Consider the following 26,191-nt stretch of genomic DNA (forward strand, 5'->3'; position numbering starts at 1 on the left):
CCCGGAGGGCCTGGAGGGTCTTTCGTACCGGACAAAACAGAAGGGCCGCGGATCCCGGTGTGACGGGTTCCGCGGCCCTGGAGGTGCCGACCTGATGCTGGCTCAGGTTCGTTCTCTCCAGGGTTCAGGCCCGCGGAAGGCCCGGATCCGGATGGCCTCGGCGCCGGTAAAGGCGGCCCTGGCCTGGTTGATCAGCTGCTCGTTCTGCTTCTGGGTGATCCCGGCACCGATGACCTGCGCATAGTCGCCATGCTTGACGGCTGCTACGGCTGCCTTCGGTGCCTCGGTCGGTCGCTCGTCACGCATGTCGCGGGACGTTGCGGCCGTCGCCCAGTCACGGGACAGACCCGACTCGACGGCGCCGGCTCCGGTGCTGCCGCCAGTGTTCCCAAGGGCACTGACAACGGGCATGACGGAGACAACGGTGGTGTCGAGACCCAGACCGGTCGCGGCGAGCGCGGCGAGAGCCCTCACGGGGGCAACGCACAGGGAGGCAGCGGGGACGGTCTGGCCAGTCAGTTTGGTGATCGTCGTCGTGGTTTCCACTGTCTTCGCCTCCTCTCGGCGTCTCGCGGTGCCCGGTTTCCCGGGATCCGGCTGTTCGGATGTCTGTCTCGGTGGAGCTTCTTCTCGGTGCGACTCGTCGTGGCAGGCGCGGTGATGCGCGTGACACAGGGGAGAGCCGTGTCAGGAGTGACCCCGGACGGCTTCGCGGTCTCGTCCCCTTGACCGCTCCGGCAGGCTATTGCGCTCCATGCACGGCGCGCAAACTATTTTTCCGGCGAGTTTCGAAGTGGCCGCCGCGAGCGGCTCAGGCCGGCTCGTCCGACGTGTCGCCGGGCGGGTCGTCGGGTGTCGCGTCCGGGTCCGGCCCGGGCTCTTCCCCCGCACACAACGACAGCACAGCGGCGCCGTACTTGTCCAGCTTCATCGCGCCCACGCCCGAGATGACCGCCAGTTCGCGCTCGTCGGACGGCACGTCCTCGGCGATGGCCATCAGTGTGGCGTCGGTGAAGACCACGTAGGCCGGGGCGCCCTGCTTCTTCGCCTGCCCGGCCCGCCACTCACGCAGCCGCTCGAACAGTGCCTCGTCCATCGAGGACGGGCAGCTCTCGCAGCGCCGCAGCTTGCGTTCCACGGCCTCGATGAGGGTGCGGTCGCAGACCCGGCACTTGACCGGGCCGCGCGCCCTGCGGGCCGCCGGGCGCTCACCGCCGGACTCGACGCCACCGCGGCCGCCGCGTGCCCCGGAGCGCGCACCGGGCGCGCTCGACCCCGGGCGCAGCCCGTCCAGGAATCGGGTCGGCTTGCGGCTCGCCCGCCCCCCGGGGGAGCGGGAGAGCGACCAGGAGAGCGAGATGTTGCGCCGGGCCCGGGTGACGCCGACGTAGAGCAGCCGGCGCTCCTCCTCGACCTGCTCGTCGGTCTTCGCGTAGATGATCGGCATGGTGCCCTCGGTGAGCCCGACCAGGAACACCGCGTCCCACTCCAGGCCCTTGGCCGCGTGCAGCGAGGCCAGCGTGACGCCCTCGACGGCGGGGGCGTGCTGGGCGGCCGCGCGGGCGTCCAGCTCGGCGACGTAGGCGGCGAGGTCGGCGCTCTCGCCGGCCGTACGCCGGGCGGCCTCGAACTCCTCGGCCAGCCGGACCAGCGCGGCCAGCGACTCCCAGCGCTCGCGCACCGCGCCGGAGCCGCCCGGCGGGGTCGCGGTGAAGCCGCGGGTGGCCAGGACCGCGCGGACCTGCGACGGCAGGTCGGGGGCATCGGCCGTGAGCGGGTCGGAGCCCGCCCGGGCGGCGCCCTTGAGCAGCACGCCCGCCTCGCGCACCTCGGGGCGTTCGAAGAACCGCTCGGCGCCCTTGAGCTGGTAGGAGATGCCCAGATCGGCGAGCGCCTGCTCGTACACCTCGGACATGCCGTTGGTCCGGAACAGGACCGCGATCTCGCTGGCACGGCAGCCGCCGCGGTCGGCGGGCAGCGCCAGCAGCTCCTTGATCCGGTGCGCCGTGCTCTCGGCCTCGGTGGGCTCGTCGGAGTACTCGACGTAGACCGGGTCGGGGCCGGCCGCGCGCTGCGAGACGAGCTCCAGCCGGTGCTGCGCGGCCTGGCCCCTGGCCTGGGCCAGCAGGCCGTTGGCGAGGTTCACCACCTGCGGGGTGGAGCGGTAGTCCCGGACCAGCTTGACCACCGTCGCCTCGGGGTGGCGCCCGCGGAAGTTCAGCAGGTAGTCGGGGGTGGCGCCGGTGAAGGAGTAGATGGTCTGGCTGGCGTCGCCGACCACGCAGAGGCTGGCACCGGGGCCGGCCCACTGGTCGAGCAGCCGCTGCTGGAGCGGGGAGACGTCCTGGTACTCGTCGACGGTGAAGTGCCGGTACTGGGCGCGGACCCGCTCGGCGATCTCCGGGCGGTCCTCCAGGATCGCGGCGGTCAGCAGCAGGACGTCCTCGAAGTCGATGACGGCGCGGTCGCGCTTGGCCTGCTCGTAGGCGGCGTACACCCGGGCGATCTCGGCCGGGTCGCGCGGGGCCTCCCGGCCGGCCTTGACGACGGCCGCCGCGTAGTCGTCGGGGACGATCTGGGTGACCTTGGCCCACTCGATCTCGCCCGTGAGGTCGCGCAGCTCGGTGCGCTGGACCCGCAGACCGCAGCGCCCGGCCGCCTCGGCGACCAGCTGGACCTTGCGCTCCAGCAGCCGGGGCACCTCGCCGCCCACCGCGCGCGGCCAGAAGTACTGGAGCTGGCGCAGCGCGGCGGAGTGGAAGGTCCTGGCCTGGACCCCCTCGACGCCGAGCTCGCGCAGCCGGCCGCGCATCTCGCCGGCGGCCCGCGCGGTGAAGGTGACCGCCAGCACCTGCTGCGGCTGGTAGACACCGCTGCGCACGCCGTAGGCGATCCGATGGGTGATGGCGCGGGTCTTGCCCGTACCGGCGCCCGCCAGGACACAGACCGGGCCGTGCAGGGCGGTGGCGACGGCCCGCTGCTCGGGGTCGAGCCCGGCCAGCACGGCGTCGGCGCCGACGGGGGCCGGCCGGTGGTCGTCGTCGTACGGGCTGCCGCTCAAGAGGTCTTCCTGCATGCAGTCCATCCTCTCAGCCCGGCGGGGGCGACTGGCCGGCCGCGGGGGCGGCCGTGCGGACATCCTGGCAGGGTGGGCCGACAGGACGGGCGGAGTTGTCCACAGGTCCGATGCGATCGAAGGATGATCGCTGCGCCCGAGGGCGCGCGGACCGAGTGTCACGCCCGGCGCACACGGAATGACCGATGCACGTCGTGCGTTGTCCCCTCAGACCGTACGCCCCCTCCCGAAGGAGTCCCCAGCGATGTCCGGCAGCGTCACGATGTACAGCACCACCTGGTGCGGCTACTGCACCCGACTCAAGGGCCAGCTGCAGCGCGAGGGAATCGGGTACACCGAGATCAACATCGAGGAGGACCCGGCGTCGGCGGATTTCGTCGAGTCGGTCAACAACGGCAACCAGGTCGTGCCGACCGTGCTGGTCACGCCGGCCGGCGGCGGGGAGCGGGTCGTGATGACCAACCCCAGCCTGCGCCAGGTCCAGGCCGCGCTGGCGGGCTGACGCCACGGGTCGGGGCGGCCGTTCGCGGCCCGCTCCGGCGCCCGAGGGCCCCGGCCGACCGGCCGGGGCTCCTGCGCGTCCGGGGCCCGCGCCGGGCCGCCCCGACCCCGGCCGGGGTGGGCCCGGACGACCGGCGGCGGCCGGCCCGCCACCGTCAGGAGGCGTCGGCCCGGGCGGTGTCGACCGGTCCGGCCGGGGACGGGAGGACGGCGCGCGCGCCCAGGTCGCCGACGCCGTAGACGAGCCGGCAGCGGTCCGCCGAGTAGCGCGTCTCGATCACCCGCACCGGTCCGCGCCGGTCGTACGTGACCCGGGTCTGCACCACCAGCGGTACACCCGGACCGCCCTGGAACCACTGCGCCTCCTCGGGCCCGGGCATCCGGGCGACCAGGTGGTCCACGGCGCCGACCTCGGTCCGACCGAGCGCCGCCAGCACCGCCTCGTCCCCGCCCTCGACCTGGTCGGGTTCCATCAGCGGGGTGCCGGCCGCCAGCCCGGCCCGGTAGTGGCTCTCCTCGATCGAGTACGGCTCGGCGTCCAGCAGCCGTAGCTGCCGGCGCAGCACGATCGCCTCGCCCGGCCGCAGGCCGAGCCGTTCCGCGATGTCCACCCGGGCGCGGACGATCAGCATCTCGAAGTCGGCCGTCAACTCCCGGCCCGCCTCGGTCGCCTCTTTGGTGTAGACCTCGGCGGGAACCGCCAGGCAGTCCCGCTGGTCCGGCAGCGGGCCGGGCCCGTAGGCGCGGTGGTCGACCACCGGATGCTCCCGCAGATAGGTGCCCTTGCCCTGGAGCCGGACCAGCCGGCCCTCGTTGACCAGCACGTCGACCGCGAGCCGAACGGTGTTGCGGGCCACCCCGTACTGCCGCTCCAGGACGCCCTCGACCGGCAGCGGATCGTCGACGGTGAACTCGCCCGCCGCGATCCGGCGACGCAGATCCGCCGCGAGCCGCTGGTACTTGGGGGATTGGGCACTGCCGCGTGGAATTGTCACCCGAGTGAATGTAGCGATCCGGCTCACCCCGTTTCAGCCGAACCCGCCAACATCGGCCGGGGTCGGGGAATGCGGGATTGATCCGCACCGCGATCGATTACCGCCCCTGCTCGCCCGCCGTCCCGACGGGCGGCGCATTGCGCCCCCGAGCGCCCGTCGGGACGGCGGGTACGGGGCCGGGCCGATGCCCGGCGGCGCGGGCGGGGGCACCGGCAGGAGCGGCGAGCCCCGCCGAGCGGGCGCACGGATCGATCGAAGTGAATTCACGAAAAGGGGCGCACGGCCTATGCCGCACGCCCCATTCGTCAACCACGTTCTCGTTAATGCCCGGTGGTCGGATAAAAAGTCCGGCCTACCACCGGGCCGCCGAAGGAAGCGGCTCCCCGTACCAGAGTTCGACCAGGTGCCGGGCGATCGAAATCCCCGACGGCGGCAGGATCTCCCCCGCCGCCATTCCGGCCTTCAGCTCCTCGCGGGAGAACCAGCGCGCCTCGGCCAGTTCCTCGCCGTCCACCGTGATCGCGGTACCGGCCGGGTCGGCCGTCCCGGTGAAGCCCAGCATCAGGCTGCACGGGAAGGGCCAGGGCTGGCTCGCCACGTAGCTGACGTCGGCGACCCGGACGCCGGCCTCCTCGAAGACCTCGCGGGTCACCGCCTGCTCGATCGACTCACCGGGCTCGACGAAACCGGCCAGGGTGGACCAGCGGCCCTCGGGCCACAAGGCCTGGCGGCCCAGCAGGCAGCGGTCCTCCTCGTCGGTGATCATCATGATCACCGCCGGGTCGGTGCGCGGGTAGTGCTCCGCGGCGCAGGAGGTGCACCGCCGGATGTGGCCGGCCCCGGCCTTCTCGGTGGGGTGCCCGCAGCGCGAGCAGAAGCTGTGCTGGCGGTGCCAGTGCTCCAGCGCCACCGCGTGCACCAGCAGGCCGGCGTCACGGTCGGACAGCATCGCCCCGACCTCGCGCAGCCCGGCCGGGCGGGCGTCGCCGTCGAGGCGCCCCGGCAGGCTCTCACCGGCCAGCGCGAAGTAGGAGACACCGTCGTCGTCGGTGCCCAGGAAGTAGCGGTCCCCCGTCTGGGGTGCCTCGAAGGAGGGCAGCAGCACCAGCTCGGTGCCGTCCCTGGTGTCCACCACGAACGCCTCACCCGCCGCGATCGGCAGCACCTTGGTGTTCGGGTGGCTCCAGGCCGCCGCCAGCCACGGCTCGTCGAGGCGGTGGTGCGCGGCACGGTCGACGCCGGCTCTGGCCAGCGCGAGGGGCTTCGGACGTTCGGTCTCAGGCACGGTGCTCAACTTAAGTTCCATCCCCATGTGAAGAATCGTCGGGTCCGTCACGCGCGCTCGCCGCCCGGCCGCCAGCTCTCCGCCAGGTCGCCCCACAGGTGGGCCGCGGTCTCCACGCCCTTGCGCAGCAGGTCCAGCTCGACCTTCTCGTCGACCGAGTGCCAGCCGTCCGAGGGCACCGAGATGCCCAGGAAGAGCACCGGCGCGCCGAGCACGTCCTGCAGGTCGGCGGCCGGGCCGGAGCCGCCCTCGCGGGTGAAGAGGATCTTCTGCTCGAAGGCCCGGCCCATCGCCCGGACCACGGACTGCAGCGCCGGGTGGTCCAGCGGGGTCAGACAGGGCCGGGTCGCGCCGGGGAAGACCAGCTCGTGGCGGATGCCGTCCGGCACCCTGGCCACGACCCACTGCCGGACGGCCTCGCGGATCTTCTCGACCTCCTGCCCGGCGACCAGCCGGAAGGAGAGCTTGAGGTGCGCCGAGGCCGGCACGATGGTCTTCCCTCCGGGGCCGGTGTAACCGCCCCAGATGCCGTTGACCTCGGCGGTCGGGCGGGCCCAGACCCGCTCCAGGGTGGTGTACCCCGTCTCCCCCCGCACCCCGTGCGACTTGGCGATCCGCAGCCACTGCGCCTCGTCGAACGGCAGCTCCGCGAAGAGCTCGCGCTCACGCTCGGTCAGCTCGACGATGCCGTCGTAGAAACCCGGGATGTCGACCCGGCGGTCCTCGTCGTGCAGGGCCGCGGCCAGCTCGGCCGCCACGGCGGCCGGGTTCGGGACGGCGCCGCCGAAGGAGCCGGAGTGGATGTCGGTGTCCGGCCCGAACAGGTCGATCTGGGCGTCGGCCAGGCCGCGCATTCCGGTGCAGACGGTCGGAGTGTCCTCGGACCACATCCCGGTGTCCGAGATGATCACCACGTCGGCGGCCAGCCGCCGCGCCTCCCGCCGCACCAGCTCGGCGAAGTTCGGCGAACCGGACTCCTCCTCACCCTCGATCAGCAGCTTGAGGTTGACCGCGGGCGCGGTGCGGCCGGTGGCGGCCAGGTGGGCGCGCACACCGAGGGTGTGGAAGAACACCTGGCCCTTGTCGTCGGCAGCGCCGCGGGCGAACAGCCGGCGGCCGACCACGGTCGGCGTGAACGGCTCGGTCGCCCAGCCGTCCGCCCGGTCGGCGGGCTGGACGTCGTGGTGGCCGTAGACGAGCACGGTGGGCGCGGACGAGTCCCCCGACGGCCATTCGGCGAAGACGGCGGGCAGTCCGTCCGTCTCCCAGACCTCCGCCACCGGGAAGCCGCTGTCACGCAGTTTCCCGGCCAGCCACTCGGCGGAGCGGCGCACGTCACCGGCGCGCTCCGGGTCGGCCGAGACGGACGGGATGGCCAGCCAGTCGCAGAGATCCGCCAGGAAGGCGCTCTCCTGCTGGTCGATGAAGGTACGGACGACGCTGTCCGGAGTTCTCGTCATACGGACGACTTTAGTTCGCTTGTGCGGGTGCTTGCCCCGGCCATCCGATCACTGGGCACCGAGCGGTGTGTTACATCCGTCACCCCCGGCCGCGCGGACGCCGGCCGGGGGTGACGAGGTCCGGCCGACCGCTCAGCCGGAGGTCCTCAGCAGGACGATCCGGGAGCGGGTGAGCAGGGTCGCCAGACCCACCGCGAGCAGCGGCAGGACCACCAGGGTGATCCCCATGGTCGCCCAGGGGAAGACCACGACCGCCCGGCTCGCGGCCTCGCCCGGACTCATCCCCGGGTAGGCGCCGCCCAGGGCCTGGACCTTGCGCAGCGCCACGGCCGGGACCACGCCGCAGATCGTTCCGAGCACCGCACCCATCGCCGCGATCACCCCGCACTGGAAGCCCGAGAGCGTGCGGCGGATGCGCGGGGCCGCGCCGATCGCGGCCAGTGTGGTCAGGTCGCGCTGCGAGTCGGCGGCGGCGAGCCCGGTGGCGATGCCCGCCGCTCCGAGCGCGACCAGAGCCGCGAAGCCGGTGAGCCCGAGGGTGATCAGGTCGGTCGTCGACCGGTAGCCGCGCTCGACGTCGAAGCGCACGCCGTCGCTGACCTTGGCGACCGCGGCGGAGGCCCTCTGGATCGAGGAACTGCCGGACGCCTTCGCGGGGAGCCACACCGATCCGGTCTCCGCGGTGCCGAGCCCGAGCGCGGCGGCCGTCGCCGGGCTGATCATCGCCTTGGACCCGGCGACGGAGGACGTGGCCAGGACCGCGTCCACGCTCAGGTGGTGGACGGTCGGGCGGCTCGTGAGCGGCGACCCGTCGGCGGGAACGTGCTTCGCGGTGGGTGACGGTGCGACCGTCTCGACGCCGCCGGCGGCGACGGGCGAGGCGGAGGCCCTCGGGGCGGCGGGGGCGGAGGGCGAGGGCGAGGCGGACGCGGAGGCGGAGGCGGAGGCCCTCGGGGAGGCGCCCGGTGAGCGCGTGCCGCTCGGCTCGTCGTAGATCACCGCCTCGGTGAGATCGAGCGTGATCTTCCCGTCCTTCAGGTACAGCGGGTCGAAGACGACCGCCTTGCCCGCCGCCAGTGCCTGCTCAGCCGCCTGGTCCTTCACCCCGTAGAGGTTGCGCAGCACGCCGGCGTCGCCGGCGGGGATCTCCCCGAACCCGGTGGAGGAGTAGTTGCGGTGCCTGATGCAGCGCGGGTCGTCCAGGGCCGGGCTCGGCGTCACGGAGCCGTTCGGGCCCGTCGCGTTGTCCGGGTCGTCGGCCGGGCAGCGGCGCTCCTTGGGGATGGAGATGTCCACCTGCCCGCAGACGCTCTGCCCCGCTTGGCAGTCGCCCATGAAGCTGACGCCGAGGACGTCGGCGCGCGGGCCGAGATCCGGCACGTTGCTCTCCACCGCGCCGCGCAGCTGCGGCAGCAGTGCGCCGTCCGCCGCGCTGCCCCAACCGGTGGCGAGGGTGACCGCCCCGGTGGGTGCGGAGGCGACGTACTCCCGGCGGCCCTGCTCCGCACTGCTGGCGCTGTAGACGCCGACCGCGACGGAGCCCGCGACCGCCGCCATCACGGCGGCCACGGCGGGTGCGGTACGGCCCCGGTGGCGCACCGAGTCGCGCAGGGCGAGCCGGGGACCGAGCGGCAGCACCCGGCCGAGCCGGCCGAAGAGACCGACCAGGAACGGGGCCAGCGCGACCATGCCGAGCTCGGCGATCATCGAGCCGCCGAGCACCGCGGTGGTGTGGCTGCCGACCCCGCTGGTCGAGCCGAGCAGCGCCAGCGCGGCGCCACCGCCCACCATCAGCAGGCCGAGTACGGCCAGCCGCTTGCTCGGCGGCTTCAGCGAACCGCGGCCGGTGAGCGCGGCGACCACGTCCTGCCGGGAGGCCTGGACGGCGGGGACGACCGCCGCGAGCAGCCCGGTGACCAGGCCGATGCCCATCACGCCGAGCAGGTCGGCCGGCTGGAGGTCGAAGTGGCCGAAGCGGCTTCCGGCGTACTGCTCGGCCTGCGGACGGAGCAGGGCGACCAGGCCGATCGCGCCGACCAGCCCGACCGCCGCGCCGGTGACGCCGAGCACGACGCCGCCGCCGAGCACCACCGCGCGCACGTGCGCGCGGTCACCGCCGCCGGCGGCCAGCAGCCCCAGCTGCCGCCGGGAGCGCCTGGCCCCGACGGCGAAGGCGGGGCCCGCGAGCAGCACGATCTCCAGCAGCGCCATCCCGGCGACGGTGGCCAGGATCACGACGGAGGTCCGGTCGAAGTAGCTGCCGCCCCCGCCGTACCGGTCCTGGGCGAGGAAGTAGGGCACCTCGGAGCGGGCGGGCGGGTCGAGGATCACGGAGCGCGAGGCCGCGCTGAAGCCGTAGGAGTTGAGTTCCTTCACCTTGGCCCAGTCGACCGACGCGCCGGCGGGCAGTTTCACCAGCCAGCGGGTCTGCTCGTACGCTCCCGCCCCCTTGTCCTGCTCGGTCCCGGCCGCCGCCTTCAGGGCGGGCACGAGGTCGCCCGGCCGCCCGATCAGCGTGTCGGTGCGCAGCCGGCCGGGGAACTCGACGGCGGCGGTGATCGTGTACGGCTTGCCGGGGAGGACGCTGAAGGTGGTCCGGTCGCCGATCGCGAGCCGGGCGTCGTCCAGGAAGGCGCGGGTGGCGGCGATCTCGCCCGCGGCGGCCGGGGGCCGGCCGTCGAGCACCGTGATCCGGCCCTGCCAGACCGGATCGGCCAGGTCGGCCTCCTCGGTCTGCACCTTGCTCAGGCCGTCCCTGGTACTGGTGGAGACCCAGGGGCCGGACCCGACCGGGATCAGCGTGCTGCCGGCCGGCAGCAGCTGCCGGGCCAGGGTGGCGGGGTCGGTGTCCTGGCTCCGCTGCTGCTCGGGGGTCAGCCGGGCGCCGTCCTTGGGAGAGTCGACGGTCGTCCCCTCGTCCGGGTCGGGCGCCTGGAGCACCGTCAGCCCGCCCCCCAGCGAGTCGATCTGCAGGTCGGCCCGGCCGATGGAGCGCGCCACCGCCTCGCCGGGGTCGAGCTGAGCGCTGCGGAAGACGACGTCGGCGCCGGCGACGCCGAGGACGGGCAGCGCGACCATGGCGACGACGAGGGCGCTGCGGCCCTTGGCGCGCAGGGCGTCGCGGCGGGCGATGCGCAGGGCCACCCGCCAGGCGGTGAGCTTCACTGCTCCACCGCACCCTTCAAGCTGTTGGTGGCGGCCGAGACCAGCAGGCTGGCGGCGTTCTGGCTGACGCTCTCGTCGACCATCCGGCCGTCGCGCAGGAAGACCACGCGGTCGGCCCAGGCGGCGTGCCGGGCCTCGTGGGTCACCATCATCGCGGCGGCGCCGGCGTCGCAGCGGGCACGCAGGACGGCCAGCACGGATTCGCCGGTGGTCGAGTCGAGGGCGCCGGTGGGCTCGTCGGCGAGGACCAGGCGGCGCTCGCCGATCAGCGCGCGGGCGATGGCGACGCGTTGCTGCTGGCCGCCGGACATGTCGTCGGGGAAGCGGTCGGCGAGCTCGGGGATGCCGAGCTCCTCCAGCGCGGCGAGCGCCTCGCGGCGGGCGGCCCGGCCGGAGCGGCCGTCCAGTTCGAGCGGCAGCGAGATGTTCTCGCCGGCGGTCAGCGCGGGTATCAGGTTGTAGTCCTGGAAGACGTAGCCGATGGAGCGGCGGCGCACCTCGGCGAGCCGCTTGCGCGAGAGTGTGCCGAGCGCCGTCCCCTCGACCAGCACCCGGCCCGCGCTCGGGCTGTCCAGGCCGCCGGCCAGGGTGAGCAGCGTGGACTTGCCGGAGCCGGAAGGGCCCATGACGGCGACGAACTCGCCGGGGTGCACCTTGAGGTCCACCCCGCGCAGGGCGTGGACCTCGGCGGCCCCCTGCCCGTGCACCCGGGTGACGTTCTCCAGGTGTAGCACCGCGCCCGCCGTACTCCCGGTCGGATCGGTGTCGGTCACTGTTCCCCCTGCTGATCTGGGCTCCGGTCGGAGCGATGGTTCCGGATGTCGGGTCAGGCGCGCGAGGCGCGGCGCCCGGTGCGGGTCGGCCCGGCTTCCGTGCCGGCGGACGGCGGCGTGGCCGTCCGGGCGGGCGGCCGGGCCGCGTTGGCCTCGGCGTGCTGGGTGAGGCGGGTCTCGCAGTGGTCCAGCCAGCGGATCTCGGCCTCGGTCTGGAAGATCAGCTGGTCGAGGACGAGCAGCCAGGCGAGGTCGGCGCCGGGCGACTGGGCGGCCCCCGCCCCGGGGGCGCTCTCCCCCGCCAGCGCCCGGCCCTTGAGCCGGGTGTAGTCCTGCAGCGCCTTGATGCTGTGCCGGCGCTGGCCCTGGACCACGGCGGGGACGTCCACCCCCGGGACGGTCACCGCCATCGCGAGCTTGATCGCGAGTTCGTCCCGGGGCGGGTTCGTCCGGGGCACGGGGGTGTCGAACCAGGACCGCAGCTCGGCGCGTCCCTCATCGGTGACGGCGTAGAACTGGTGGCCCTCGTCGTCCTCCCCGGCGGGCACCACCAGGCCGTCGCGCTCCAGGCGGCCGAGTGTGGTGTAGACCTGGCCGACGTTCAACGGCCAGGTCGCACCGGTGCGGGCCTCGAACTCGGTGCGCAGCTGGTAGCCGTAGCGAGGCCCCTGGTCGAGCAGGGCGAGCAGACCGTGACGAATGGACATACCGAGTATGTATACCCGGTATGCCCTCCCGGCTCAAGCCGCCACCGCCCCTCCGGCGCGCCCGGCCCGGCCCCGCGAAGGCCCGGCGCGCCGACCGGACACCCACCGATTCCCGGCCCGGCGCGCCGACCGGACACCCACCGATTCCCGGCCCGGCGCGCCGACCGGACACCCACCGATTCCCGGCCCGGCGCGCCGACCGGGTAGCGTCGTGCGATGTGAGCCAGTTGCGCATCGCCACCTTCAATCTGTTGCACGGTCAGCCCCTGGCCCTGGACGGCAGCCCGCTGGACTTCCCGTCCGAGGCCGGTGATCCGCTCGCCGGGGCGATCGGCGGGCTGGACGCCGACGTGCTCGCGATCCAGGAGGTGGACCGCTACCAGCCGCGTTCCGGCCTGGTCGACCAGGCCGCCGTCGCGGCCAAGGCGATGGGCGCCACCGACTGGCGGTTCGCCGCCGCCCTGCACGGCCGCCCCGCCCCGGTGGCCGGCTGGGTGCTCGACGACTCGGCCCCCGGCCTGCAGGTCTACGGCCCGGCCGAGGTCGACGCCGCGACCGGCCTGCCCTCGTACGGGACGGCGCTGCTCACCCGGCTGCCCGTGCACCACTGGCGGGCCCGCCGCTTCGCACCGGCGCCGTTCGGCCTGCCCCTGCGGGTGGCCGGCCAGCGGGGTCTGACGCCCGTGCCGGACGAGCCGCGGGCGGCGCTGGCCGCCGTGCTGGAGGGCGAGCGGGGCCCGTTCACCGTGGTCGCCGCGCACCTGTCGTTCGTCCCGGGCTGGAACATGGCGCAGCTGGCCGGCATCCGCCGCTGGATCGCCGATCTGCCCCAGCCGTACCTGGTGCTGGGCGACTTCAACCTGATCGGCGCCGTGCCGCGGACCGTGCTCGGCGGGGCCACCGCGCTGGAGCGCTCCGCCCCCGGGCGCCGGGTGCGCGAGGTGCGGGCCGCCCGGCGCGCCCGGATCGCGGCGGGCGAGCCCCGGCGCAGGCGGGTGCGCGAGCCGAGGCCGCGCCTGCAGGGCTGGCACGACCTGGCCCGGATCCCGACCTACCCCTCGCACCGGCCGGCCGTGCAGTTCGACCACGTCCTGGCGGTCGGGGTGCCCCGTACGGCCGTCACCGTCTCGCTCGCACCGCGCACGGGGGTCTCCGACCACCGGCCGCTGGTGGTCGAGGTCGGACTGTAGGGGCCGCTGAGCCGGCCGACCTGCTCAGCGGCGCGTCAGATGGCCGTTCTGCTGGGGAAGTTCGTGGAGGGTGACGACGGGGTCGTACTGGAGCAGCAGCATCGCGGCGTCGTCCCCGAGCTGCTTGCCGACGTGGCGCACCACGTCCTCGTGCACGCTGCGCAGCACCTCGGCCGGGTTGCCGCGGGCGCGGTCGGGCAGCCGCTCGGCGAGCGGGTAGAAGGAGCCGGCCCGGTCGCGGGCCTCGATCACGCCGTCGGTGAAGAGCAGCACCCGGTCGCCCGGGAGCAGCGGCACCCGGTGGACCGGCGGGCAGACGTCGCCCGGGTCGAGGACGCCCAGCGGGGGAACGGTCTCGGCCAGCTCCAGCGCCCGGACGGCTTCGCTGTCGCGCAGCAGCAGGGGTGCGGGGTGGCCGCAGTTGACGATCTCGGCGGTGCCGTCCGGGCGGACGCCGATCAGGACGAGGGTGACGAACTCCTCCTCGACACCCGGGTGGTCGTTCTCGTGCAGCGCGCGGTCCAGGCTGACGGCCAGCCACCCGGCCACGCGCTCCAGGGCCGCCTCCTGGTGGGCCGCCTCACGGAAGGCGCCCAGCACGGCGGCGGCGGTCTCGACGGCGTTCAGCCCCTTGCCCCGGACGTCACCGACCACGGCCCGCACGCCGTGCCGGGTGTTGACGATCTCGTAGAGGTCGCCGCCGATCCGGGCGTGGGCGGCGGCGGCGGCGTAGTGCACGGCGGCCCGGACACTGCCGACCCGGTCAGGAACCGGGCGTAGCAGCACCCGACGGGCCACCTCGGCGACCAGCTGGGCGTCGGCCAGCGCCTTCTCCTGCCGCAGCCGCAGGGTGGTGCTGACCCAGCCGATCGCGGCCACCAGGACGATCGCGAAGACGGTGGCGCTGTGCACGGACTCACCGAGCGAGCCGCTGTAGAGCGCCATCAGGAAGGCCGCGGCCTCGGTGCAGAGGCCGATCAGCAGCGGGTACCAGGTACGGCGGCTGACCACGGCGGCCAGCGCGGGGACGGCGGTGAGGGCCGGTTCGACCGTCACCTCGGTGTCGGAGAAGTAGTTCAGGGCGACCACCAGGGCCATGCCGATGAAGGGCAGCGCGAGCGCTGTCCTCGGCCAGGTGCCGGTGCCGCCCGGAGCGCCTCCGGGGGCGGGCCCCGCGAAGCGCTCTCTGATCCATCCGGTCGCGCTCAACTTCGGTCTCTCCAGCAGAAGGTGCCGGCGCCCGGAGGCACCTGCGGTGATGACTGAGGGTCAGGGGTGAGGGGGCCTTGCTGGCGGCCGGAGTTCGAGGGTGACCGGTTACCGACCCCACAATAGGCGCGAAACGCGCATGGAGCACAGGTTTCGCGTGATCGCGTGACGACTTGGATGCTCTCTGTGACTCATTCTTCACTGTTCCCGATCAGAAGCCGTTCCAACTCTTTTCGGCCGGGAAGTCCTGCCGGTTGTTCGATCCGGCCGCTGCGGACGTACAGGAACGAAGCCGTGACCTGCTCGGGCGAAACCCCCGCCTGTTCGGCCCAGGCCACCCGGTAGACGGCCAGCTGGAGCGGGTCGGCCGTCTCCTCGCGATGGGTCTTCCAGTCCACCACTTCATAGCGTGACGCTCCCGCCGCTCCTGACTCACCGTCATCGCTGCGGTACACCGCGTCGATCCGGCCGCGCACCACCCGGCCGCCCAGCACCAGCTGGAACGGCGCCTCCACCCGGTGCGGGGTCCGGTTCGCGTACGGCGTGCGCAGGAACGCCTCCTTGAGCAGTTCGAGGTCTCGCTCGTCCTCGATGCCGTCGTCGTCCATGCCCGGCAGCGCCCCCGGCCCGACCAGCAGCAACGGCTCGATCCTGCCCTGCACCCAGGCGTGGAAGCGGGTGCCCCGGCGGGCGGCCGGCTGCGGCGGACGGGGCATCGGGCGGGCGAGGTCCCGGGCGAAGCCGTCCGGGTCGGCGGCGAGCCGCATCAGCTGCGTCGCGGACAGGGCGGCGGGCAGCGGCACCTCGCGCACGCTGCGCCGGGAGCGCTCCAGCTCGCCGAGCAGGGCGTCCAGGTCGCGGTCCCACGACTCGGTACGGCGCTGGTCCTCGACCGCCATCCGCTCCGGCTCGGGCGCGGGGTGCCCGGCCAGCCGGCGGCGCACCACCTCGGCGACGCGGCGCCGGGCGTGCTGCGCGCCGGGGTCGAGCGGCAGCGGCCAGGGCAGCTCCAGGGAGGTCGTGAGGGCCGGGTTCTCGGCGTCCGCCGTCGGCTGCTCGGCCCAGTGCTCGATCTCGCCGTCACCCGGGCCCTCGCAGTGCCGGCGCAGCGCCAGCAGGAAGTCGGAGGGGCCGCGCGGCCGCTTCTGGCTCGGCCCCCACCAGTGGCCGGAGGCGAGCAGCAGGGTGCGCGGGCGGGTGAAGGCGACGTAGCCCAGGCGCAGTTCCTCGGTCCCGGCGTGCACGGCCATCTGCTTCTTGAACGCCGTCATGCCCTTGGAGGTCCAGTCCCCGTGGACGTCCGGCAGGGTGGCGGCGTCGCCGCGCAGCGCGTGCGGGAGCACCCGCTTGGTGCTGGTCCAGCGCTCCCGGGCGGTCGAGGACGGGAAACTGCCCTTGACCAGCCCGGGCACCGCGACCACGTCCCACTCCAGGCCCTTGGACTTGTGGACGGTGAGGACCTTCACGGTGTCCTCGCCGCCCGGCAGGCTGCTGTCCAGGCCGCGGTCGTACTCCTGGGCGGCCCGCAGGAAGCCCAGGAAGGCGGAGAGCCCCGGATCGCCGTCGAGGTCGGCGAAGCCGGCGGCGACGTCCAGGAAGGCGTGCAGGGTCTCCCGGCGGCGGGCCGCCAGGGCCAGCGGGGAGGCGGAGAGCTCGACCTCCAGGCCGGTGACGGTCAGCACCCGGTGCAGGACGTCCATCAGCGGGTCGGCCAGCGAGCGGCGCAGCTCCCGGACCTCCCGGGCGAGCCGGGCGAAGCGGACCCGCGCCTCGGGGGAGAAGGCCAGGTCGTCGGGCTGCTCGGCGTCGAGGAAGGTCTCCAGGGCGTCGGCGAGCGAGATCACCTCGGTCGGGTCGGTGTCGGCGACGGCGGCGGCCAGCGGGTCGGCGCCGTCCGGGCGGGCGGTGCGCACCAGGTCGGCGGCGCGGCGCCCGAGCAGCGCGAGGTCACGCGGGCCGATCCGCCAGCGCGGGCCGATCAGCAGCCGGACCAGCGCGGCGTTGGCGGTCGGGTCCTGCAGCACCTCGCAGACGGCGACCAGGTCGGCGACCTCCGGCAGTTGCAGCAGCCCGCCGAGCCCCACCACCTCCACCGGGATCTCCCGGGCGACCAGCGCCGCGTGGATGTCGGGGAACGCCGCACCGCCCCGGCAGAGCACCGCGATCCGGCCGGGAGCGGTGCCGGTGCGCACCTGGTGGGCGATCGAGTCCGCCAGCCAGTCGATCTCCTGCGCGTGGGTGGCCAGCAGCGCGGCCCGGACGAACCCGTCCCGCTCGGCGCCGGGCGCCGGGCGCAGCGCCTCGACGCCCTCGTGCATGGCGCGCAGCGGCGCGGCGAGCTCGTTGGCGAAGGCCAGCAGTCGCCCGCCGCTGCGGCGGTTCTCACTGAGCGAGTAGCGGGCGGCCGCGGTGGCGTCCCGCCGGGGGAAGTGCTCGGGGAAGTCGTCCAGGTTGGCGACCGAGGCGCCGCGCCAGCCGTAGATCGCCTGACAGGGGTCTCCGACGGCGGTGACCGGGTGGCCGACCGGGCCCGGGCCCCCCTCGGGCCCCGCACCGAACAGCCCCGCCAGCATCAGGCGCTGGGCCACCGAGGTGTCCTGGTACTCGTCCAGCAGCACCACCCGGAACTGGCCGCGCAGCACCTCGCCGACCTCCGGGCGCTCCTGGGCGAGCCGGGCGGCGGCGGCGATCTGATCGCCGAAGTCCATCAGACCGGCGGAGCGCTTGCGGCGCCGGTACTCCTCGACCAGTTGCAGCAGCTCCTGCCGGGCCCGGGCGGCCACCGGCACGGCCCGCAGGTCGTCGTTGCCGAGTTTCACGCCCGCCAGGGTGTCCAGCAGGGCCGCGTCGTGGGCGCGCAGCGCCCCGGGCTCGGCCAGGTGCTCGGCCAGCTCGCCGTCGAGCGCGGTCAGATCGGCGACCAGCGCGGAGAAGGTGCCGGTCAGCGCGGGGAAGGGGCCGCGCGCGGAGCGCAGGACCTTCGCGGCGAGCTGGAAGCGGGTCGCGTCGGCGAGCAGCCGGACGTCCGGCTCTATGCCGATCCGCAGCCCGTGCTCCTTGAGCAGGCGCCCGGCGAAGGCGTGGTAGGTGGAGATCTCCGGCAGGCCCAACGCCTCCTGACCGGGCGCGGCCAGGTCGTCCGGATCGAGGACGCGGGCGCTCTGGAGGGCGGTGCGCACCCGTTCGGAGAGCTCGCCGGCCGCCTTGTTGGTGAAGGTGAGGCCGAGCACCTCCTCCGGGCGCACCGCGCCGGAGCCGACCAGCCAGACCACCCGGGCCGCCATCACCGTGGTCTTTCCCGAGCCCGCGCCGGCCACGATCACGGCCGGCTCCAGCGGAGCGCCGATGGCCCGCATCTGCTCCGGGTTGAAGGGGATGCCGAGCAGCTCCTTGAGCTGGTCGGGGTGGTCGAGCACGGCGGTCACCCCCCCACGCTAACCGGCCCGGCGGACACGCCGTACCGCGCCCGGCTACTCGATCAGCTGGGCCCCGTCGCGCTGCGCCGAGCAGCTGCGGCGGAACGAGCAGCGGTCGCAGCCGGTGCCGGTGGCCGGGACGAACCGCTCGGCGAGGACCCGGCCGGCGGCGTGGGCGAGCAGGTTCTCGATCCACGGTTCGCCGTCCGGCGGTGCCTGCTGCTGCACCTTGGGACCGTCGGGCGGGATCTTGCCCGCCTCCCGCAGGTGCACCAGCTCGGCCCCTCCGGAGGGCGGCGGGCCGTCCTCGAAGCCGGGCAGTTCGTTGAGGGCGCCGGCCCGCACGGCCAGCTGGTAGACGGCGAGCTGCTTGTGCTCGGGCAGCGACCTGTCGGTGGGGATCTGCTTGCCGGTCTTGAAGTCGACCACGTAGGCGCGCCCGGCGGCGTCCTTCTCGACCCGGTCCATCGAACCCCGGATCTGCACGGACACGCCGCCGACGTCGAGGGTGACGTCGAAGCCGTGCTCGGTGGCGACCGTGCTCCGGCCGCGCTCCAGCACGTGCCAGTTCAGGAAGCGCTCCAGCGCCGCGCGCGCCTCGGTCTTCTCCTGGTGCGACTTCCAGGGGGCGTCGAAGGCCAGCGCGTCCCAGACCGTGTCCAGGCGCTCCATCAGGACGGCCAGGTCGGCGGGGGTACGGCCGGAGCCGACCTCGTCGGTCAGCGCGTGCACCACGTTGCCGAACCCCTGGGCGGCCGAGCTGGTGGTGCGCGCCCTGACCTCCTTGTCCAGGAACCACTGCAGCGAGCAGCTCTCCAGCTGCTCCAGCCCGCTGCCGGAGAGCCGCACCGGCGCCTCGGGGCGGCGCAGCGGCTCCGGGGCGGCGGTCGCGTCGTCCAGGCCCCACCAGCGGTCGGGGTGCGCGACGGGCACCAGCGGCACGCCCTCCTCGTCCGCCGCCGCGGCCAGTCTCGCGAGCCGCTCGGCGGCGGCCCGGCGCAGCTCCGGGGAGCGCTGCGGGTCGACGGTGACCGCGCGCAGCTCGGCGATCAGGGCGGGCACCGACAGCGGGCGGCGGGGCCGGTGGGTGACGTCCTCGACGACGACCTGCGGGGTGCGCCGCAGCACCCGGCCGGTCCGCGGGTCGACCTCCTCACGGTAGAGCTCGCGCAGGAAGCGGGAGGGCTCGTCGCCGTCCTCGGCCGGGGCCTTCACGGCGGTGACGATCAGCCGCTCCTTCGCCCGGGTGGCGGCGACGTAGAAGAGCCGCCGCTCCTCGCCGAGCAGCGCCGCCGGGGAGAGCGGCTCGGCCAGGCCGTCGCGGCCGATCCGGTCGGCCTCCAGCAGCGAGCCGCGCCGGCGCAGGTCGGGCCAGAGGCCGTCCTGGACGCCGGCCACCACGACCACCCGCCACTCCAGGCCCTTGGAGCGGTGCGCGGTCATCAGCCGGACCGCGTCGGGGCGCACCGCGCGCACGGTCAGGGTGTCGGCCGCGATGTCCTGCGCCTCCAGCTCGGCGAGCAGGTCGAGGGCGCTGCGGTGGCCGGTGACCTGCTCCTCGGCGCGGGCGGCGGTCTCGAACAGGGCGCAGAGCGCGTCCAGGTCGCGGTCGGCGTTGCGGCCGCCTGCGCCGCCGCGCAGGGCGGCCCGCTCCAGGCGCTCGCGCCAGCGGCGACTGCCCTCCCAGAGCGACCAGAGCGCCTCCTCCGCGGTACCGCCGCCCGCCAGCTGCTCGCGCACCTTGCGCAGCAGGGTGCCGAGATCACGGGCCCGGCGGGCGTAGGACGGGTCCATCGCGACCAGGCGTTCGGGCTCGGCCAGGGCCTCGCGGATCAGCTCCTCGGCGGAGCGCACCGCGGCCCGCGCCCGCCCGGCCGGGACGTCGCGCTCCGCCTCGCGCAGCAGCTGGCGCTCCTCCTCCCGCAGGGCGCGGCCCAGCCGGCGCAGGTCGGAGCCGTCCATGCCGCCGAGCGGACCGGTGAGCAGCGTGTGGGCCAGCTCGGCGGTCAGCGGGCCGGGCTCCTCGGTGGGGCCGTCCTCGCCCTCCGGGCGGCCGGGGCGCTCCAGGGCGGCCTGTTCGGCGCAGACCCGCAGGGCGAGCAGCAGCGGCGCGACGGCCGGCTCCTCGCGCAGCGGCAGGTCGTCACCGTCGATCTCCAGCGGGACCCCGGCCGCGCTCAGCGCGCGCCGCACACCCGGGATCGAGCGACCGCCGGCCCGGACCAGCACGGCCATCTCGCCCCACGGCACGCCGTCCTCCAGGTGGGCGCGGCGCAGCAGGTCCGCGATGCTGTCCAGCTCGGTGCCGGGGGTCGGGTAGGTGTAGACCTCGACCCGGCCGCCCTCCCGGGACGGGAGCAGGGCGCGGTGCTGCGCCAGTTTGTCGGCGGGCAGCCGGCCCATCGGCATCCGGCGGGCCAGCTCCCGGGAGGCGGCCAGCAGGACGGCGCCGGAGCGCCGGGAGACCCGCAGCACCAGGACGTCGGCCGGGCCGCCGCCGGCCTTCGGGAAGGCCCCCGGGAAGTCGAGGATGCCGTTGATGTCGGCGCCGCGGAACGCGTAGATCGACTGGTCCGGGTCGCCGACCGCGACCAGGTCCCGCCCGCCGCCGGCCAGCTGCCGCAGCAGCCGGACCTGGGAGGGGTCGGTGTCCTGGTACTCGTCCACGAACACCACGTCGTAGCGCGCCCGCAGCTCGTCGCCGACCTCCGGGCGCTCGGCCAGCAGCACCGCGCGGTGCACCAGCTCGGCGTAGTCGAGTACGCCCCGCAGGTCCAGGACGTCGAGGTAGTCGGCGAGGAAGTGCGCGGCGGCGGCCCAGTCGGGGCGCTGCACGCCGTCCGCGAACCGCCTCAGCTCGGCCTCGCCCAGTCCGAGCTCACGGCTGCGGGCGAGCACCGCGCGGACCTCGTCGGCGAAGCCGCGGGTGGTCAGGCAGGCCCGGAGGTCGAGCGGCCAGCTGATCCGGCCGGCGCCGCGTTTGGCGTCCTCGGCCCCGCCGGCCAGCAGTTCGCGGACCATGACGTCCTGCTCGGGGCCGGAGAGCAGTCGCAGCGGCTCGGCGTAGGACTCCGGGTCCTGGTGGGCGCGGAGCAGGGCGTAGCAGAAGGAGTGGAAGGTGGTCGCCTGCGGAGCGGCGCCGGCGGCGCCGATCCGGGCGGACATCCGGTCGCGCAGCTCCACGGCGGCCTTGCGGCTGAAGGTCAGCACCAGGATGCGTTCGGGGTCGGTGCCCTGCTCGATCCGCCGGACGACCGCCTCGACCAGCGTGGTGGTCTTGCCCGTGCCCGGCCCGGCGAGCACCAGCAGCGGGCCACCGGCGTGCTCGACCACCGCCTGTTGGTAGCGGTCCAGCACGGGCGGGGCGGGCTGTGCGAGCGGGCTGCGCACCAGACGGAAAGGGGAGGTCACGAACGTCCTGGGAGGTCGGATCACGGGGCTTGCGGGCCACCTGGGCGCCACGGTCGGGCCGGGCGTCACGGGCACGAGACGACGGGCCCGCCGGGACCCGTCCGCATCGAGCCTACGATCCTCCACCGTCAGACCCATCCGTGCACCGGGTTCACCGAAGCCGGGGGCGCGCATCGCGGCGGGTGCGCCCGGTCACACGAATGCCGGGAACCACGGTGGCGAAGACTCCCCCCGTGCCGCCTCTCGCTCTACCCCGCCTGCCGTCCGTCCCAGCGGGCGAGCGCCAGATCCACCCGGGGGAGGTCCTCGGCCGCCCGCGAGCTCCGCGCCGGTCCCCGGCCCCGGGTCGTCCGCAGCGGTGTCCCCTCCTCGCGGTAGTGGGCCAGCGCCCGCTGCTCGTGGCCGGGCAGCAACGCGCCGTCCGCCCGGATCACCCGCCACCACGGGACCGCCGCGCCGTACAGTGCCATCACCCGGCCGACCTGCCGGGGGCCGCCCTGCTCCAGGTACTCCGCGACGTCGCCGTACGTCATCACCCGGCCCGGCGGGATCCGCTCGGTGAGATCGAGCACAAGCTCGGCGAAAGGGGGCAGTGCGCCGTCGGCGCCGTCCGGTCCGGTGTCCGTCACCCGCGGCATTCTTCCCCATCCGGGCGATTCGGGGGTCTCGTGCGAGCGATCCGCCGCGCCCGATGCGCCCCCTGTCCAGCACGGGGCGCCGGGGCATGCCACCATCTTCGGGGCGGTGAGTGGTGATACGAGGACAAGACCAGATGACCGGGACGGCAGACGTGGGTGTGGACGAGGACTCCGACGAGTCCGACGCCGCCATGTCCGCAGGTCCCGGCGGTGACGCCGCCGCCTCGCCGGAAGTGTCCCTGATCAAGGACCTGACGATCAAGCCCGCCGCGGCCCCGGTGCCCCCGACGCTCCCCACCGAGCCGTCCGACCGGCCCGCCGAGGACCCGGACGGACCGCCCCCGACGATCGAGCTCCCGGCCCCCGCGTCCCCCGAGGGCCGGCCCGGTGACACCCCTGCGGCCGCCGGAGCGCCCGTCGGCCGGCCCCCCGACGGCGGGCTGCCCGACCCGCTGGACGACGCCGACCACCTGGACGTCGACGAGCCGCTGCTCGCCGCCCGCGCGCACCGCCCGTCGGATCTGATCCGCTTCCTGGCCGGCGTGCTGGGGATCGTCGCCCTGTTCATCCTGGTGAGCATCGCCACCTCGACCACCAGCGGCCTCGAACACGACATCTACGCCAACACCAGCCGGATCTCCCCGGTGCTCTCCACCATCGCCGGGCTGCTGTCCAGCGTGGCGGTGCTGGGCGTCCCGCTCGCCTTCGCGGTCGAGCGGCTGATCAAACGCGACGGCCTGCGGGTCGCCGACGGCGTGCTCGCCTCGGTCCTGGCGTACGGCGTCTCACTCGGCATCGACTGGTGGGTGGCCGAGGGCGCGCCGGACAGCATCCGGGACGCCCTGACCCGGCTGCCGAGCGACAGTCACGCCACCCTCACCGACCCCGTGCACGGCTACCTCGCGCCCGTCATCGCCTACATGACGGCGGTCGGGATGTCGAGCCGCCCGCGCTGGCGGGTGGCCCTGTGGGTGGTGGTCGTCCTCAGCGGCGCCACCGAGCTGATCAGCGGCTACACCACCCCGCTGTCGCTGCTGCTGACCGTGCTGCTCGGCTGGTCGGTCGCCTACGGCACGCTCTACGCGATCGGCTCCCCGAACATCCGGCCCACCGGCCAGCACCTGATGATCGGCCTGCGCAAGGTCGGCTTCAGCCCGGCCAGCGCGCACCGCGCCCCCGACGCCCCCGGCGGCACCCGGCGCTACCACGTCGCCCAGCAGAGCGGCCCGCCGCTGGACGTCCACATCGTCGACCGCGAGCAGCAGGCGTCCGGCTTCTTCTACCGCGCCTGGCGGCGGCTGCGGCTGCGCTCGGTGGCGGTCCGGCGCAGCCCGCAGTCACTGCGCCAGGCGCTGGAGCAGGAGGCGCTGATCGCGTACGCGGCCGCCGCCTCCGGCGCCCACGCACCCCAGCTGGTGGCGACCTCCGAGCTCGGGCCCGACGCGGCGATCCTGGTGTACGAGAACGTCGAGGGCCGGCCGCTGGAGGACCTGGCGGACGAGGAGATCACCGACCGGGTGATGGCCTCGCTCTGGGAGTCGGTCGGGGCGCTGCACGAGCGCCGGATCGCCCACCGCCGCCTCACCGGCGAGTCGCTGCTGGTGGCGGACGAGGAGTCGGCCTTCCTGGTCAACCTCTCCGGCGGCGACATCGCGGCGAGCGATCTGACGCTGCGCATCGACGTGGCCCAGCTGGTCACCACCTTCGCGCTGCGGATCGGCCCGGAGCGGGCGGTGAGCGTCGCCAACAGCGTGCTCGGCCCGGAGCGGGTCGCCGCCGCGCTGCCCCTGCTCCAGCCGGTCGGCATGAGCCGCTCGACCCGGATCGACCTCAAGCGGCTGTCCAAGGAGCGCAAGGCCGCCGCGCAGGCCCTCGCCGTGGAGCAGATCGCGGCCGGCGAGCGCACCCAGCAGCAGGCGGAGGAGGACATCGCGCAGGCCGGCGAGGACCTGCTCAGCCGCATCCGCGGGCAGATCCTGCAGATCGCGCCCGAGGCGCCGATGGAGCCGGCCAAGCTGGAGCGGCTGAAGCCGAAGAGCCTGATCATGATCATCGCGCTGACCTTCGCCGCCTACCTCGCGCTCACCACCATCAAGCCCGCGCAGCTCAAGCTCTCCCAGATGAACTGGGCCTGGGCCGCGGTCGCGCTGGCCGCGGCGGCGTTCAGCTACGTCGCGGCCTCGATGAGCCTGACCGGCTTCGTCCCGGAGCGGCTGCCGTTCCGGCGCACGGTCGCGGCCCAGGTCGCCGGGTCGTTCGTCAAGCTGGTGGCGCCCGCCGCGATCGGCGGCATCGCGCTGAACACCCGCTACCTGCAGAAGTCCGGGATCCGGCCGGGCCAGGCGGTGGCCAGTGTCGGCGCCTCCCAGCTGGCCGGTCTGGGCGGGCACCTGCTGCTGCTCTTCAGCTTCGGCCTGATCACCGGCAGCCAGACCAACGGCGATCTCAGCGCTTCGCGCGCGGTGATCATCGGTGTGCTGACCGCGGCCGTGCTGGCCCTGGTGGTCGCCGCCGTCGGCCCGCTGCGGCGCTTCGTGGTGACCCGGGTGCGCTCGCTCTTCTTCGGCGTGGTGCCGCGGATGCTCGACCTGATGCAGACCCCGACGAAGCTGCTCTCCGGCTTCGGCGGCATCCTGCTGCTCACGATGAGCTTCACCGCCTGCCTGGACGCCTCCGTCCAGGCCTTCGGCGGGGCGATCAGCTTCTCCGCGGTGGCCGTGGTGTTCCTGACCGCCAACGCCGCCGGCTCGGCCATCCCGACCCCGGGTGGGATCGGCCCGGTGGAGTTCGCGCTGATCGGCGCCCTGACGGTGGCCGGTGTGCCGCCGGCGGTGGCCACCCCGGCGGTCTTCCTGTTCCGGGCGCTGACCTTCTGGCTGCCGGTACTGCCCGGCTGGATCGCCTACAACGTCCTGCAGCGCAAGGGCGCCCTGTAACGGGTGCGTCCGTACGGCGAAGGGCCCCCGAGCTGCTCGGGGGCCCTTCGCCGTACGGACGGTGCGGCCTAGTAGGCCGGCTTGTGCGGCTCGATCTGGCTGATCCAGCCGAGGATGCCGCCACCGAGGTGGACGGAGTCGGCGAAGCCGGCGGACTTCAGCACGGCCAGCACCTCGGCCGAGCGGACGCCCGACTTGCAGTGCAGGACGATCTTCTTGTCCTGCGGGAGCGTCTCCAGGGCGTTGCCCATGAGGAACTCGTTCTTCGGGATCAGGACGGCGCCGGGGATGCTGACGATCTCGTACTCGCCGGGCTCGCGGACGTCGATCAGGAGGATGTCCTCCTTGTCGTCCTGCCACTGCTTGAGCTGCTTCGAGGTGATGGTCGAGCCCGCGGCGGCGGCCTGGGCCTCGTCCGACACGACGCCGCAGAAGGCCTCGTAGTCGATCAGCTCGGTGACGGTGGGGTTGTCACCGCAGAGCGCGCAGTCGGGGTCCTTGCGGACCTTGACCTGGCGGTAGTTCATCTCCAGGGCGTCGTAGATCATCAGGCGGCCGACCAGCGGCTCGCCGACACCGGCGAGCAGCTTGATGGCCTCGGTGACCTGGATGGAGCCGATGGACGCGCAGAGCACGCCCAGCACGCCGCCCTCGGAGCAGGACGGGACCATCCCGGCGGGCGGGGCCTCGGGGTAGAGGCAGCGGTAGCAGGGGCCGTGCTCGGCCCAGAAGACGCTGGCCTGGCCGTCGAAGCGGTAGATCGAGCCCCAGACGTACGGCTTGCCGAGCAGCACCGCGGCGTCGTTCACCAGGTACCGGGTGGCGAAGTTGTCCGTGCCGTCCACGATCAGGTCGTAGCCGGAGAAGATCTCCATCACGTTGGAGTTGTCGAGGCGGTCCTCGTGCAGGATCACGTTGACGTAGGGGTTGATCTCCAGCACCGACTCGCGTGCGGACTCACCCTTGGAGCGGCCGATGTCGGACTGACCGTGGATGATCTGGCGCTGCAGGTTGGACTCGTCGACGACGTCGAACTCGACGATGCCGAGGGTGCCCACACCGGCCGCGGCCAGGTACATCAGCGCGGGGGACCCGAGGCCGCCGGCGCCGACGCACAGCACCTTGGCGTTCTTCAGCCGCTTCTGCCCGGCCATGCCCACGTCGGGGATGATCAGGTGGCGGGAGTACCTGCGGACCTCGTCGACGGTGAGCTCGGCGGCCGGCTCGACCAGGGGTGGCAGCGACACGGTGACTCCGATGGTGGTCAGTTCAGGTTCGGCCCGAACCGGCGCCGTGGCTCCGGTTGCCGCCGAACGGGGGCTTTGCTAGGCCAACAGTGTCATGCCGCCCCTGTATTCCGAGACAGTCCGTCCGATGGGCGAGACGCTGCGCACCGGATCGTGGGACCGGCGCCGCCCGGGTGGTCGCG

16 protein-coding genes are annotated in these 26,191 nt (G+C 74.2%); 3 read left to right on the forward strand and 13 right to left on the reverse strand.

The annotated features are described in order from the left end of the window. Positions 1 to 102: 102 nt before the first annotated feature. Entirely contained in the window at positions 103 to 546 is a 444-nt protein-coding gene (locus OG823_RS12945) for a hypothetical protein (protein WP_371479645.1), read from the reverse strand. Between the two features lie 265 nt (positions 547 to 811). Beyond that, positions 812 to 3,076, reverse strand: a complete 2,265-nt coding sequence (locus tag OG823_RS12950) for an ATP-dependent DNA helicase UvrD2 (protein WP_371479646.1) — start codon at positions 3,074 to 3,076, stop codon at positions 812 to 814. A gap of 244 nt (positions 3,077 to 3,320) precedes the next feature. Here OG823_RS12950 and OG823_RS12955 point away from each other — a divergent pair, with 244 nt between their 5' ends. Continuing rightward, on the forward strand, positions 3,321 to 3,578 hold the full coding sequence (locus OG823_RS12955) for a mycoredoxin (RefSeq protein WP_371479647.1): 258 nt from the start codon (positions 3,321 to 3,323) through the stop codon (positions 3,576 to 3,578). Positions 3,579 to 3,732: 154 nt separating this feature from the next. Here the strand turns inward: OG823_RS12955 and OG823_RS12960 are convergent, their stop codons facing one another. The 6 genes from OG823_RS12960 to OG823_RS12985 form a co-directional block, all read right to left on the reverse strand. Then, the gene (locus tag OG823_RS12960) at positions 3,733 to 4,572 is read right to left on the reverse strand and encodes a GntR family transcriptional regulator (protein WP_371479648.1); all 840 of its coding nucleotides are present in this window, start codon (positions 4,570 to 4,572) and stop codon (positions 3,733 to 3,735) included. Positions 4,573 to 4,924: 352 nt separating this feature from the next. Continuing rightward, positions 4,925 to 5,878 (reverse strand): NAD(+) diphosphatase, encoded by a 954-nt coding sequence (nudC, locus tag OG823_RS12965; protein ID WP_371484457.1) that lies wholly within the window; start codon positions 5,876 to 5,878, stop codon positions 4,925 to 4,927. A 26-nt stretch (positions 5,879 to 5,904) separates the two neighbouring features. Beyond that, positions 5,905 to 7,317 (reverse strand): dipeptidase, encoded by a 1,413-nt coding sequence (locus tag OG823_RS12970; protein WP_371479649.1) that lies wholly within the window; start codon positions 7,315 to 7,317, stop codon positions 5,905 to 5,907. 132 nt (positions 7,318 to 7,449) lie between these two features. Then, entirely contained in the window at positions 7,450 to 10,482 is a 3,033-nt protein-coding gene (locus OG823_RS12975) for an FtsX-like permease family protein (RefSeq protein ID WP_371479650.1), read from the reverse strand. Continuing rightward, positions 10,479 to 11,255, reverse strand: coding sequence for an ABC transporter ATP-binding protein (locus OG823_RS12980; protein WP_371479651.1), 777 nt, complete (start codon positions 11,253 to 11,255; stop codon positions 10,479 to 10,481). The genes OG823_RS12975 and OG823_RS12980 overlap by 4 nt, the downstream gene beginning before the upstream one ends. A 53-nt stretch (positions 11,256 to 11,308) precedes the next feature. Beyond that, entirely contained in the window at positions 11,309 to 11,962 is a 654-nt protein-coding gene (locus tag OG823_RS12985) for a PadR family transcriptional regulator (protein ID WP_371479652.1), read from the reverse strand. A 218-nt stretch (positions 11,963 to 12,180) separates the two neighbouring features. Between OG823_RS12985 and OG823_RS12990 the strand changes: the two genes are divergently transcribed. Then, positions 12,181 to 13,152 (forward strand): endonuclease/exonuclease/phosphatase family protein, encoded by a 972-nt coding sequence (locus tag OG823_RS12990; RefSeq protein ID WP_371479653.1) that lies wholly within the window; start codon positions 12,181 to 12,183, stop codon positions 13,150 to 13,152. 24 nt (positions 13,153 to 13,176) lie between these two features. Here OG823_RS12990 and OG823_RS12995 read toward each other — a convergent pair whose 3' ends face one another. The 4 genes from OG823_RS12995 to OG823_RS13010 all read right to left on the reverse strand — a co-directional run bounded on the left by OG823_RS12995 (position 13,177) and on the right by OG823_RS13010 (position 21,826). Beyond that, positions 13,177 to 14,361: a PP2C family protein-serine/threonine phosphatase gene (locus tag OG823_RS12995; protein WP_371479654.1), complete on the reverse strand. Its 1,185-nt coding sequence runs from the start codon at positions 14,359 to 14,361 to the stop codon at positions 13,177 to 13,179. A 191-nt stretch (positions 14,362 to 14,552) separates the two neighbouring features. Next, positions 14,553 to 17,786 (reverse strand): UvrD-helicase domain-containing protein, encoded by a 3,234-nt coding sequence (locus OG823_RS13000; RefSeq protein ID WP_371479655.1) that lies wholly within the window; start codon positions 17,784 to 17,786, stop codon positions 14,553 to 14,555. Positions 17,787 to 17,831: 45 nt separating this feature from the next. Continuing rightward, positions 17,832 to 21,188, reverse strand: coding sequence for an ATP-dependent helicase (locus OG823_RS13005; protein ID WP_371479656.1), 3,357 nt, complete (start codon positions 21,186 to 21,188; stop codon positions 17,832 to 17,834). A 248-nt stretch (positions 21,189 to 21,436) separates the two neighbouring features. Beyond that, positions 21,437 to 21,826 (reverse strand): MGMT family protein, encoded by a 390-nt coding sequence (locus OG823_RS13010; RefSeq protein ID WP_371479657.1) that lies wholly within the window; start codon positions 21,824 to 21,826, stop codon positions 21,437 to 21,439. A 134-nt stretch (positions 21,827 to 21,960) separates the two neighbouring features. Here OG823_RS13010 and OG823_RS13015 point away from each other — a divergent pair, with 134 nt between their 5' ends. After that, complete coding sequence (locus tag OG823_RS13015) at positions 21,961 to 24,762, forward strand: flippase-like domain-containing protein (RefSeq protein WP_371479658.1); 2,802 nt, start codon at positions 21,961 to 21,963, stop codon at positions 24,760 to 24,762. A gap of 68 nt (positions 24,763 to 24,830) precedes the next feature. Here the strand turns inward: OG823_RS13015 and moeZ are convergent, their stop codons facing one another. Further along, positions 24,831 to 26,009 (reverse strand): adenylyltransferase/sulfurtransferase MoeZ, encoded by a 1,179-nt coding sequence (gene moeZ / locus OG823_RS13020; protein WP_371479659.1) that lies wholly within the window; start codon positions 26,007 to 26,009, stop codon positions 24,831 to 24,833. Positions 26,010 to 26,191 lie beyond the last annotated feature (182 nt).

Source organism: Kitasatospora sp. NBC_00315, from assembly GCF_041435095.1.
In the GTDB taxonomy this organism is placed as follows: domain Bacteria; phylum Actinomycetota; class Actinomycetes; order Streptomycetales; family Streptomycetaceae; genus Kitasatospora.